Raw genomic sequence first — 12,358 nt, 5'->3', positions numbered from 1 at the left:
CCCCCCCCCCCCCCCCCCCCCGCCGATCCCGCTGGTCCGTCAGGCCATGATGAAGGAAGACGCGCCCCACGCGGTTTTCTGACCCTAAAGGTTTAGGCTTTACCGGCGCCCCCCGCTCGCGGTAAGGGCGCCGGACTTGCCTTAGGGCATGCCGGCTTAGCTCAGTTGGTAGAGCACCTGATTTGTAATCAGGGGGCCACGGGTTCGAATCCTGTAGCCGGCACCATTTCCGCACATCGAAGGACAGTCTAGAGCGGGCGCCGCCTGGCGCTCTTGCTCCGCCGCGCGCGTTCAGATCTTGGGTGTCGAGCCAGCAGGCCGTGCAGGGAGACTTGCGCGTGCACCTGGCATAGCCGTGCGCGCAATTCCAGCGCCTTAAGCCATTGATCCAAAGACATAAGACATGAATAATCCGGCGCATCTTGGGTGATTACCACCGGGATTTGCCGATTCAATATTCGGCTAATGCAATTAACGTGTTTTAATGTGTCTCGCTTGGCGGGCGGCTCGGTGCAAACCCGAGCCCTTGCCTATTTCTCCGCGACCCATTCATTGCGCAGCGCCGGCCCGGCGAGGGTCATCAGTGCGGCCGCGATGAGGTAGAGGACTAACGCGAAGAGCATCGAGTAGCGCAATGATTCCGCGCCCCACACCGGCGCCAGCGCCTTCGACAGCGCGCCCAGCGCGTAGATGCCGCCGCCGAGGCCGATGAGGTTGTTGATGAGCAGGAACAACGCCGAGGCAGTCGCGCGCGCGGGAGGCTCGACGAGGTGCTGCACGGCGCTCGTCACCGGGCCGAGCCAAAAGTAGGCGAGCGCCTGGGGCACTAGGAACATCAGGAAGGCCAGCGGCACGCTGGAGGTCCAGATGCCGCCGGCGAAGAGCGGCACTGCGCAGACGAAGGCAATGGCGGGCACGCGGCCGTACCAGACGCGGTCGCCCTTCCCCAGCCGGTCCGCCAGCGCGCCGCCGGCCAGCACACCGACGCAGCCGCCCAGCAGCAGCACCGCGCCGATGAACCACGAGGTATGGACGAGGTCGAGCCCGAAACTGCGCTGGAGCAGGCTCGGCAGCCAGAACATGAGACCATAGCCGAGCATCGAACTGGAAGCGGCGCCGAAGCTCAGCAGCCAGAACGCGCGTTTGCCGGCCAGCGTCCGGGCGACTTCGCCGAAGCGGATCGCTGGCGCATCGGTGGCGGTGCGCGCGGCGCGTGGCTGGTCCCGCACCACCAGCTTGAACAGCGGGGCGATCAGGATACCGGCGAGGCCGACGACCAAAAATGCCGTACGCCAGTCCACCGCCTGCGCCACGTACCCCCCCGCCAGCACGCCAGCCGCCGAGCCGAGCGGGATGCCCAGCGAATAGATCGAAAGCGCCAGCGCGCGGCGGTGGCTGGGGAAATGGTCGCCGATCACCGCGTAGCTGGGGGCGACGCCGCCCGCCTCGCCGATGCCGACGCCCACGCGCGCGGCGAAGATGTGCCAGAACCCCTGCGCCAGCGCGCAGGCCGAGGTGAACAGGCTCCACAGCACCAGCGATCCGGTGATGACCCAGGACCGGCTGGTGCGGTCGGCCAGCCACGCCAGCGGGACCCCAAGCGTCGAATAGAGGATCGCGAAGGCGAGGCCGCCCAGCATGCCGAGCTGCGCGTCGTCGAGCCCCAGGTCGGCCTGGATCGGCGCCGCGAGGATCGAGAGAATCTGTCGGTCCACGAAGTTGAAGATATAGACGAGCAGCAACATTCCCAGCACGAGGTTGGGCGAGGCTCCGGTGCGGGCGGCCGCAGGGGGGATCACTGCATTGTCCACGGGCTGCATTTTCATTCCCGACCTCATTTCGTCATCCCCGCGAAGGCGGGGCGGGTGAGCCCTGCCATCACGCCCCTCTCCCCGCATGCTCCGCCAGAAACGCCTCGATCGCGGCCAGCGCTGCCGGCTCGTCGAGCATCGGCGCATGGCCGACGCGCGGTACTTCCACGCTTGCATAAGGCCCGGCGTGCCGGCGCGCCATCTCGGCGACGGTGGCGGCGCTCAGCAGGTCGGAGAGCGCGCCGCGCACCACCAGCACCGGGACGGCATCGAACAGGTCCCACAGCGGCCAGAGATCGGGCGGCACCGCCTCGGGATCGTCGCCCGCCAAGCCTTGCGCGATCGCGGGGTCGTAGGAGAAGGAGACGGTGCCGTCGGCATTAGCCCGCGCGATCCGGCGGGCGAAGGCGTCCCACTGCGCGCCGCCGTAGTCCGGGAAGGCCGGGGCGTTGATGGCGCGGGTGCGCGCGGCGGCCGCGGTCCAGTCGGCCATGGCGCCCGCCGGGCCGACGTAGCCCTGGATGCGCGCGAGGCCGGAGGGTTCGAGCACCGGGCCAATGTCGTTGAAGATCGCCGCCTGCGCCAAGCCCGGTCGCAGCGCGTTCATGGCGAGCGCCATCAGCCCACCCATCGAGGTGCCGACGAGCGCCGCGCGGGTAATGCCAAGGTCGTCCACAAGCGCCAGCATGTCCTGCGCATAGACGTCGGGGCGGTACTGCGCGGGGTCCGCGTCCCACTGCGACAGGCCGCGCCCGCGCTGGTCCGGCACGATCATCCGGTAGCGCCCAGCAAGCCGCGCGGCGAGCGGCTCGAAGTCGGCGCTGTTGCGGGTGAGGCCGTGCATCATCAGCAGTACCGGCGCATCGGCGCGCGCCGCCGGATAGTCCCGCGCGGCAAGCTCGAGCCGGCCGTCGGCACTGCGATAGCGGTGGACGCGATAGTCCATGAGATATCCCTTTCCTGCGCGGCTGTACCGCGAGCCCGGTCCACCGCCCCCGTTCTTCGTCATCCCCGCGAAGGCGGGGACCCATCTGATGACAATGCAATCTGAACCGAAATCAGCTGGGTTCCCTCTCGGGAATGACGAAAGTCTTGGGTGGAGACATTGGCCCTCAAAACTCCAGCGTCGCGGTCGCGAAGACCTGGCGCGGATTGCCGTAGAAGGTGGTCAGCGTGCCCTCGGTGCCGAGCGTCGGCACGAATTGCCCGTTGGGCCTCGTCAGCAGCTCTCCGGTGACCGGGTTGGCGGCGAGGAACGTGTAGCCCGAGGTCTTGTAGCGCTTGTCGAACAGGTTCTTGCCGTGGACGCCCAGGCTCCAGCGCCCGCCCGGCGCGGTGTAGACGAGGCTGGCGTCCAGCAGGCCGTAGCCATTCTGGTCGAGGTATGGGTTGGGGATCTCGAACTGGTAGGTCTTGCCGCGATACGAATAGGTCGTGCTGAAGTTCACGTCGCCCTCGCCCACCGGCGTATTGTAGGCGAGGGTGGCGCTGCCGGTCCACTTGGGCGTGTTCTGGACCTTGCGGTTGTCCGCCACGTCGGTCGGCACCCCGGCGATGTTGGCGATATATTCCTTGTACTGCGCGTCGATGTAGCCGAGCGAGCCGGACAGGCTGAGCCGGTCACCCGCCATCGCCAAGTCCTGTGCAAGGCGGCCGGTCGCTTCGAGTTCGAAGCCGTTGAACTTCGCCTTGCCCGCATTGGTGATGACGCCGCAGAACGTCGGCAGACCGCCCACGGTGCAACCCGCCGAGCCCGGGATCTGCACGTCCTTGTAGTCCATGTGGAACGCCGCCGCCGCGATGTAGAGCACGCCGCCGAAGAGGTTGCCCTTGTAGCCGATCTCGTAGCTGTCGACCGTCTCGGGCTCGAAGCTCAGGTAGTCGGAAATCTCGGCGTCGGTCGGGCGGCCCGGCGTCGCCGCGGGCGCGTTGACGCCGACGCCGCGCGGGTCGAAGCCGCCGCCCTTGAAGCCCTGGCTGTAGCTTGCGTAGAGGTTGTGGTCAGGGCTCGGCTTGAAGCTGATCGAGGCGCGGGGCGTGAACTTCTCGAACTTGGCCTTGCCCGAGAAGTCGGTGCTGGCGGCGCCGAGCGGCACGCCCGCCCCGCCGAACACCGGAGAGCCCCCGCCGAGGTAGTTCTGGCGCAGGATCTGCGCCTTGCGCTCGTCCCAGGTGTAGCGCCCGCCGAGCGAGAGGCTGAACTGCTCGGTGAAGTCGAAAGTGAAGTCCCCGAACACCGCGAACGTCTCGGTGTCGACGTTGGCCTGCGTGAAGGCGGTCAGGCCATTGATGGCGGTGAAGAGGCGGGTGTCGAACTGGGTGTCGGCCTTGGCGCCGAGGTAATAGCCGCCGATCATGCCCTGCACCATGCCGCCATCATCGTAGAGCAGCTGGAATTCCTGACTGACCTGCTCGTTGCGGTAATAGGCCGGCACGTCGAGATCGACCGCAGGCAGCGCGTCGAAGTCGATCGGCGAGGCGCTGTCGTCCTTGCGCCAGGCGCTGATCGAGCGGAACGTGATGCGGTCGGTCAGTTCGGCGGAGGCATTGATGGCAAGGCCGTAAGCCTCGACCTCCTGTTTCGGGTCGATGAGGCCGCCGCGCGTGTCGTATACGTCGTCCAGCACCGGCGCGCCCGAGGCGTAGCCGGGGATCAGTCGGTGGCCGCCGCGCGCGTTGGACTTGTCCTTGGTGTAGTCGCCCGAGATCCGGATCAGCACCGGCTCGCCGTAGCCGCCGATGTCGACGCTGGCGCGGCCCGCCCAGATGTCCTTGTCGTAGTTGTCCTCGCCCGTGGTTAGGTTGGTGCCGAAGCCCCCGCGCGACAGCCGCGCCGCCGAACCGCCGATGCGCACGAGGTCGTTCACCGGCGCCGATGCGGTGACGACGAGGTCGGCCTGGTCGTAAGTGCCGTAAGTGCCCTTGACCTTGACGGACAGGTCCTGCGGCAGCTGCTTGGTCACGTACTTGACCGCGCCGCCGATGGTGTTGCGCCCGTAGAGCGTGCCCTGCGGCCCGCGCAGCACTTCGATGCGCTCGACGTCGTAGATGTCGAGCACGGCGCCCTGGGGACGGTTGAGGTAGACGTCGTCGAGATAGATGCCGACGCCCTGCTCGAAGCCGGAGACCGGGTCCTGCTGGCCGACGCCGCGGATGAAGGCCGAAAGGGTCGAGTTGGTGCCGCGAGAGGGCTCCAATGTCACGTTAGGTGCGCTCTGGGCTATCTCCGTGACGTCGATCGCGCCCGACTTTTCGAGCTGGTCAGCGCTGAAGCTGGTGACGGCGATCGGCACGTCGACGAGGCGTTCCTCGCGGCGGCGGGCCGTGACGATGATGTCGCCGCCAGTCTGCTCGGCCGGGCTTTGCGCAGCAGGTGGGGCTTCCTGGGCCATCGCCGGGACCGTCGTCAGCCCGCCGCAAATGGCCAGCATGCTCGAGGAAATCGCGAGGAATCGCGCCTTGCGCATCGTAGTCTCTCCCATGGTCGCTTCTTGTTAGCGACCCTCATATTGATAGTTGAACCATGTTTCAACTTTGAATGTTTGCCAAGGCCGAAGGAGCCGTCTAGCTGTGTCGCGATGACCACAGGACAAGCCCTTCCCGACAAGGCGCCCCGCACCGAACGCGGACGGCGAACCTTGCGCAAGCTGCTGGACGCAGCAGCGCTGGAGTTCGGCGAACGCGGCTTCCACGAGGCGTCCATCACCGCGATCACCAAGCGCGCGGGCACGGCGCTGGGCAGCTTCTATACGTACTTCAATTCCAAGGACGAAATCTTCCGCGCGCTGGTCGACGACCTCAGCAGCAAGGTCCGCGAGGCTGCGCTGAGCGCCCGCCAGCAGGACCTGCCCGCGCTGGAGACCGAACGCGCTTCGCTCACCGGGTTCCTGCGCTTCGCCAGCGAGCACAAGGAAATCTACCGCATCATCGACGAGGCCGAGTTCGTCAATCCGGACAGCTTCCGCCTCCACTACCGCAACACCGCCCGCCGTATCCACGAGCGCCTCGCCGAAGGCATTCGCAAGGGCGAACTGCGCGAGGACCTGGGCGAAGCGCATGCCTGGGCCATCATGGGCATGAATGTGTTCCTGGGCCTTCGCTACGCGGTCTGGTCGGAAGACGCCTCGGCCGATGAAGTGGCTGAACTGGCGAACTCGATCCTGCGCGAAGGCATCACTCGCAAGGACGGTTAGCTGACATGGCTTCCGCATGACTGGCGCTGGGCCGTCATTTACGCGATGATAAGGCCGACCTGTCAGGATCACCCGGCCTAACGAATCGGACAATCAACGTGGACGCGCGCATCCTCCTCGCCTCGGGCTTCGTCGCCCTGGCTACCATCGCCGGGGTGCTGGTCGTCGCCGCATCGCCTGGCAAGCCGGAGCCCGCCTCGCTTGCCGAGGCCAAGCTGACGCAGCCCAAGGTCGCGGCCGCGAAGCCCGCTCCGGCGCCAATTCCAAAGAAGGACGAGCCCTTCGTCATCAAGCGGATCCTACCGATCAACGGGCCGATCAAGTACGGGCAGTGGCACTGGGACGACAAGAACGTGCCCGCCGGCCCGATCGTCGTGACCGTCGACCTGGAGGCGCGCGTCCTTTCGGTGTTCCGCGCCGGCTACGAGATCGGCGCCACAGCCGTGCTGCTCGGGACGGAGGACAAGCCGACCCCGCTCGGCGTCTATCCGATCACGCAAAAGGACAGGGACCACGTCTCAAACATCTACACCGGCGCGCCGATGCCCTTCATGCAGCGCCTGACCGACGACGGCATCACGCTGCACGGATCGAACGTCGAACTCGGCTATGCGAGCCACGGCTGCGTGGGCATGCCCAACGACTTCGCCGCCAAGCTGTTCGCGACCACTCATCTAGGCGACAAGGTCTACATCACGCGCGGCAAGCAGGTCGGCATGGGCGACAGCCTCGTCGGCGGGTAGACCTTATTTCCCGGGCTTCACCGCGCGCACCGGGGCCTTCGCAAAGCTCCAGCCGCCCGAATTGGGCCGTGCTACAAGGGCACCGATCGAGGCGGGACGCCCTGCGACGAGGCTCTCTACCAGCCGCGAGATCGCGCCGCCGCGCGCCTCCTCGTCGAGTTCGCGCACGATCCGGGCAACCACGCGCAAGGCCACCGCGCGCGGCGCCTGCGGGCGATACTTCAGTCCCATCGGCTCCTTTTTGACACAGGAGCGCCATTCGAGCGCGGCCATCCAGTCCAGCGCGGCGTCCGCCTCCGCGAGGTTCGCGGCGCTTTGGGCAATGGCGCGTACGTCGAGCCAGTCAGCATCGGCCAGCGCCTTGCGGACACGCACCCGGTCGAACCGGTCGTTGGTGTTGCTGGGGTCCTCGACCGCTATGAGGCCGGCGCCGCGCACGACCTCACCCAGTTCCGCGCGCCGCCAGTCCAGCACAGGCCGCAGCAGCGGCAGGTCCGAGCCGGGCACGACGCCGCGCGAACGCACGCTCGCTAGGCCCGCGAGGCCACTGGCCCGGTTGAGGCGCATGATGAGCGTTTCCGCCTGGTCATCGGCCTGGTGCCCGGTAGCAAGTGCGGCGAGGCCCTGCACGGCGGCCCATTCCGCCAGCGCACCGTAGCGCGCCGCCCGTGCCTCCGCCTGAATATTGCCGGGCCCGACTTTGACCCGCAGAACGGCATGGGGAACGCCGAGACCGATGCAAACCTTCGCGACTTCCGCCGCTTCCTCTGCGCTTTCAGGGCGCAGGCCATGGTCGACGGTAGCCGCATCTACCCGCCCCGGCAGCGCGGCGTTGGCGAGCAGGAGAAGCGCTAGGCTGTCTGGCCCGCCCGACACGGCCACGCCCAGCCGCGCGCGCGCTTCATCGACGCCTTCGGCCCAGATCGCCGCCAGACCGGCGCGGAACCGGTCGGCAGCGCCCGCATCAGCTACAGGTGAGCCCACTGCGCGTGCTGTTGTAGAGCCCGCTCAGGCGGCCTGCGGCCTCGCTGGCGTAAGTCTCGCTGAACTCGGCAAGCGCGATGCAGGCGCGCTTGGTGTCCTTGAGCTGCTTCATCGAAACGCCGAGGTAGAGCAGGCTGTCGGGCGCACGATCGCCGCGCTTGTCGGTCTGGAAGTTCTGGAGGAACCACTTGGCCGCTTCGCTCGGGTTGTTGTCGTCAAGGTAGGCCCGGCCGAGCAGGTTGCGGCCCCAGCTGGCGCGGGCGTGCTTGGGGTATTTTTCCAGGTAGAGCTTCAGCTGCTGCTGCGCCTCGGGGTAGAACTTCGCTTCCCACAGGCGGTAGCCATAGCTGTACTCGTCGTCGGCGGCGTCCGCGCTCTGGGGCTTGACGATGGCCTTCACCGCCTCGACCCGCGAGGACGGCGCGGCAACGGGCTTGGGCGCCGGGGTTGCCGCAGGAGGCGTCGATGGGCGGGCCGCAGGGGTGTTAGCCGGGACGGACGGGCCAGTCGCCGGGCGAGCGGAGGTCCCGCCGCTCATCGCATCCAGATTGCTCTGCGACGCAGGGGGCGGAGCGAGGATCGGCGCAGCGGCAGGAACACCGCCCGCGAGCTTTTCCTCGAGCTGGCTGATGCGATTGGTGTTCTGCTCGACCTGCGCGGTCAGCCGCGCCATCTGCGCCTCCACCGAGTCCATGCGAGTGAGCAGGTCGCTCACCGGCGTGCTGGCGGGGCCACCTGGCGTTGTCACCGGAGCGGGCCGCGTCGTGATCTCGGGCTCGAAATACTTGCCGTCGTTGCCGGGGAAGACCTTGCGCTGCAGCGCGCGCACTTCGCCTTCGACCTTGTTCAGGCGTGCACTGGTGTTGGCGTCCTGCGCGAAGGCCGGAGCCGCCCCGCCGACGAGGATCGCCGCCGCGGCAGCCGTGGCCAGCCAGTGTGCGCTGCGCATTGCGCCTAGGGGACGTGTCCCAAGGGTACGTATCATCGCCAAATCAACTCCGTGCCGGACATTCCGCCGCGCCGCTTTGGCAGCGGCTGGCAGAACCGGGAATTAACCAATTGGACCATCCGGCGGTGTTGCCCGAAACAGCCCCCGCCTGTCGAGCCAGGGTCAGTTGGAAGTCGTGGAAAGCGAAGCCGGCAGCAGCGATTCCGGCGTCGGCGCCTCGGTCGGCCTTCGCCCCGTCGTCGCCGCGGGAGCATTGCGCGCGGTAGGACGCCGCGTTGGCGCCTGGACCTGAGGCTGGCCCGGCGCGGTGTTCGTCGTCGGCAAGGATGCAGGAGGCGCAGGCACAGGCACGGTGCTGCCCGCCGAGGCCGGATTGGCGCGGGCCAGTAGGTCGGCTGCGGCGAGCGAGACGCCCGACATCAGGCGCGGCTCCGTATCGAGCGGGGGCAAGGCCTTGCCGCCGACCGAGACTTGTAGCGCATCGGGGCGCCCGGTGCGCAGCTGCAGCCCCGGCACGCCGGCGGGAGCCGTCCAGCTTTCGCCCTTTGCCAGTTCCTTCTGCAGCACCTGCGCGCCGGTACTGTCGGTCACCTTGACCCAGACCTGGTCGCCGGTGGCGGTCAGCACGACCGGGCCGGAGGCGGGCACGGGGGGCGGTGGAGGCGGCGCGGAAGCGACGGGCGCGGATGTGCCGCCGGGCGTCTCCGCCTTGTCGGCGACGAGGTCGGGCAGCTGGCCCTCGGGCGAGAGGAAGCTGCTCCAGAATATCAGCAATACTGCCACCGCGACCACCACGCCCGCTGCTGCGACCCAAGCGAGGCGCCGGGTCGGCACGCGTGCGGGATCGCCGGGCTCAAAACTGGTGATGGTCTGCGGGCGCTCGACCACTTCGCTGTCGAGCTGTTCGCGCACTTTCGCGGCGATGACGTTCTCGCTCAATCCCACCGCACGGGCATAGGCGCGCGCAAAACCCACCGCATAGGTCCGCGCGGCGAGGTCGCCCAAGCGGTCTTCCTCGATGGCCAGGAGATGGCGTTCGGCGACCTTGGTCTTCGATGCGATGTCCGCGCGGCTGAGCCCGGCGGCTTCGCGGGCTCCGCGAAGCTGGCTTCCGACGCTTTGCGACGCGGGCGCACGACCTTGGGATTCGACGTTTTCCATTCCGCTCCAGAAGCGATGTGTGTTGCGACCTGACCTCGACCTAACCAAACCGTCTGACGCTGCAAAGTCAATCAGTCGGCAGTCAATCGCCCGAAAATTCTGCGGTAAACCTCCGCATCAACCGATTGCGGCCGAAATCGGCCGGCCTCAGTCGACGGGGATGTCCCGCTCGGCGGCCCAGGCGACCATGGCCGCGCGCATGTCGGCCGGCGGCGACGTCATCCAGCCTTCCATGGCCTTGGTGATCTCGCCGAGGTCGACCTTGCCTACCAGCTCCTTGATCGGGCCGATCGCGGCCGGGGTGATCGACATGCGGCGGATGCCCAGGCCCAGCAGCGCCAGCGCCTCAAGCCGGCGCCCGCCCATCTCGCCGCAGACGCTGATGTCCACGCCGGTGCCGTCGAGCGTGCGGACCACCCTGCGCAGGAAGCGCAGGATCGCCGGGCTCAGCCAGTCGTAGCGTTCCGCCAGCTTGGGGTTGGAACGGTCGGCCGCGAACAGGAACTGCGTCAGGTCGTTGGTGCCGATCGAGAGGAAGGCGATCTTCGGCGCCAGCAGGTCGAGCTGCTCGGCGAGCGCCGGCACTTCCAGCATCACGCCGTAGCGGATCGCCTCGGGCAGCACTTTCTTGCGCTTGCGCAGGTAGTCGAGCTGGCCGTCGAACACGGCCTTGGCGGCGTCGAACTCCCACGGCTCGGCAACCATCGGGAACATGACGTTGAGCTTGCGGCCGGCCGCCGCCTCCAGCAGCGAGCGCGCCTGGACCTTGAGCAGACCGTCGCGTTCGAGCGCGACGCGCAGCGCGCGCCAGCCCATCGCCGGGTTTTCCTCGCCCTCGCCGTCGTCGTGGCGCAGGTAGGGCAGCGTCTTGTCGCCGCCGATGTCGACCGTGCGGAACACCACCGGGCGATCCCCCGCCGCGTCGAGCACGTCGCGATAGAGGCGGGTCTGCTTCTCGCGCTGGGGAAGCGTCGCCGAGACGAGGAACTGGAACTCAGTGCGGAACAGGCCGATGCCGTCGGCGCCGGTGAGGTTGAGGTTGACGACGTCGTCGCGCAGCCCCGCGTTGATCATCACGTTGATGCGGGCGCCGTCACGCGTTGTCGGCTGCACGTCACGCATGCCGGCATAGATCGCCTGACGCTCCCGGCTCTTGGCGAAGCGCGCGTCGAACGCTTCGAGCGAGCCGGTCGACGGGCGCACGGTGCAGGTGGCCTGGTCGGCGTCGAGCAGCAACTGGTCGCCCTCGCGCACGGCACCGCGCAGGCCCCGCACACGGCCCAGCACCGGCACACCCATGGCGCGCGCGACGATGACGACGTGGCTGGTGAGCGAGCCTTCCTCGAGCACCACGCCCTTCAGTCGCCGTCTATCGTATTCGAGCAGTTCGGCCGGGCCAAGGTTGCGCGCAATGAGGATCGCGTCGTTCCTGAGGCCCATCGACGCTGCCGTGCCGAGCTGGCCCGAGACGATCCGCAGCAGGCGATTCGCGAGGTCTTCCAGGTCGTGCATGCGGTCGGCAAGCAGCGGGTCGTCGATCTGGCGCATGCGCATGCGGGTGCGCTGCTGCACGCGCTCGATCGCCGCTTCTGCGGTGAGGCCGCTGTCGATCGCCTCGTTGATGCGGCGCGTCCAGCCCTCGTCGTAGGCGAACATGCGGTAGGTCTCGAGCACTTCCTCGTGCTCGCCGCCGACGCCGAACTCGGCCTGGCTGGACATGCGGTCGATCTGTTCGCGCATGCGCTCGAACGCCATGATGACGCGCTGGCGCTCGGCCTCGGTGTCCTCGGCGACGACATGCTCGATGGTGACGCGCGGCTGGTGATACACCGCGACGCCAAGCGCGAGGCCCTTGACCAGGGTCAGGCCATGGAGCTGGACCGGCCCGGTCTGCCCGGCGCCGAGAGCACGCGCGTCCTCCTCGTCGATGAGGTCGGCGTTGGTTATCAGTTCCGACAGCACCATCGCCACCGTCTGCAGGGCCTCTATCTCCACTTCCTCGTAGCGGCGCGGCTCGACGTGCTGGACGCAGAGCACGCCCACGGCCCGCTCACGCCGCACGATGGGCACGCCGGCAAAGGAGTGGAACTTGTCCTCGCCCGTTTCGGGACGATACGAGAAGTCGGGGTGGGCTGCCGCTTCGGCGAGATTGAGCGTACCCGTCTGGTCGGCGATCGTGCCGACGAGGCCCTCTCCCACGGCCATGCGCGTGACGTGCACGGCTTCTTGCGCAAGACCGCGCGTGGCGAAGAGTTCGAGCATGCCTTCGCGCAGGAGATAAATCGAGCAGACCTCGCTATCGAGGCTCTCGCCGATCACTTCCACCACGTTGTTGAGCTTGGACTGCGCATTGCTGCGCGAGGCCATCACCTCGTGGAGGCGCGTGAGGATTGTTCGGGCTGCTTCGACGGCTCCGCTGGTCATTTGTTACGCGTAACGCAAAGCGATCGCTTTGTGAACGCAGCGGATGCCGTCGAATCAGCTTATGTGGGTGATATCGGAATCTCCGGTTCGACC

At 67.7% G+C, this 12,358-nt stretch carries 9 protein-coding genes and 1 tRNA gene; 3 read left to right on the top strand and 7 right to left on the bottom strand.

From position 1 onward, the window contains the following. The first annotated feature begins 150 nt into the window (after positions 1-150). A tRNA-Thr gene (locus tag PMI02_RS25110) sits at positions 151-226 on the top strand. A gap of 304 nt (positions 227-530) precedes the next feature. Here the strand turns inward: PMI02_RS25110 and PMI02_RS25105 are convergent. From PMI02_RS25105 to PMI02_RS25095, 3 genes are all read right to left on the bottom strand, one after another. Continuing rightward, complete coding sequence (locus tag PMI02_RS25105) at positions 531-1,826, bottom strand: MFS transporter (RefSeq protein ID WP_007688366.1); 1,296 nt, start codon at positions 1,824-1,826, stop codon at positions 531-533. 52 nt (positions 1,827-1,878) lie between these two features. Next, positions 1,879-2,757 (bottom strand): alpha/beta fold hydrolase, encoded by an 879-nt coding sequence (locus PMI02_RS25100; RefSeq protein WP_007688364.1) that lies wholly within the window; start codon positions 2,755-2,757, stop codon positions 1,879-1,881. A 166-nt stretch (positions 2,758-2,923) separates the two neighbouring features. After that, positions 2,924-5,278, bottom strand: coding sequence for a TonB-dependent receptor (locus PMI02_RS25095; protein WP_007688362.1), 2,355 nt, complete (start codon positions 5,276-5,278; stop codon positions 2,924-2,926). Between the two features lie 111 nt (positions 5,279-5,389). Here PMI02_RS25095 and PMI02_RS25090 point away from each other — a divergent pair, with 111 nt between their 5' ends. Next, entirely contained in the window at positions 5,390-6,004 is a 615-nt protein-coding gene (locus tag PMI02_RS25090) for a TetR/AcrR family transcriptional regulator (protein ID WP_036505431.1), read from the top strand. A gap of 98 nt (positions 6,005-6,102) precedes the next feature. Next, positions 6,103-6,747, top strand: a complete 645-nt coding sequence (locus PMI02_RS25085; protein ID WP_007688358.1) for a L,D-transpeptidase family protein — start codon at positions 6,103-6,105, stop codon at positions 6,745-6,747. A 3-nt stretch (positions 6,748-6,750) separates the two neighbouring features. Here the strand turns inward: PMI02_RS25085 and tilS are convergent, their stop codons facing one another. From tilS to ptsP, 4 genes are all read right to left on the bottom strand, one after another. Then, positions 6,751-7,731 carry a tRNA lysidine(34) synthetase TilS gene (tilS, locus tag PMI02_RS25080; RefSeq protein ID WP_007688357.1) on the bottom strand — a complete coding sequence of 327 codons (981 nt, stop codon included), beginning with the start codon at positions 7,729-7,731 and terminating at the stop codon, positions 6,751-6,753. Next, positions 7,712-8,680: a tol-pal system YbgF family protein gene (locus PMI02_RS25075; RefSeq protein WP_007688354.1), complete on the bottom strand. Its 969-nt coding sequence runs from the start codon at positions 8,678-8,680 to the stop codon at positions 7,712-7,714. Before PMI02_RS25075 ends, tilS begins: the two co-directional genes overlap by 20 nt. A gap of 162 nt (positions 8,681-8,842) precedes the next feature. Beyond that, the gene (locus PMI02_RS25070; protein ID WP_007688352.1) at positions 8,843-9,841 is read right to left on the bottom strand and encodes a helix-turn-helix domain-containing protein; all 999 of its coding nucleotides are present in this window, start codon (positions 9,839-9,841) and stop codon (positions 8,843-8,845) included. Between the two features lie 147 nt (positions 9,842-9,988). Continuing rightward, complete coding sequence (gene ptsP, locus PMI02_RS25065) at positions 9,989-12,265, bottom strand: phosphoenolpyruvate--protein phosphotransferase (protein ID WP_007688351.1); 2,277 nt, start codon at positions 12,263-12,265, stop codon at positions 9,989-9,991. Between the last annotated feature and the right edge of the window lie 93 nt (positions 12,266-12,358).

This window comes from Novosphingobium sp. AP12, assembly GCF_000281975.1.
Lineage (GTDB): Bacteria > Pseudomonadota > Alphaproteobacteria > Sphingomonadales > Sphingomonadaceae > Novosphingobium.
The sequence above is the reverse complement of the archived record's forward strand: the minus strand, read 5'-3'. Positions and strand labels throughout refer to the sequence as shown.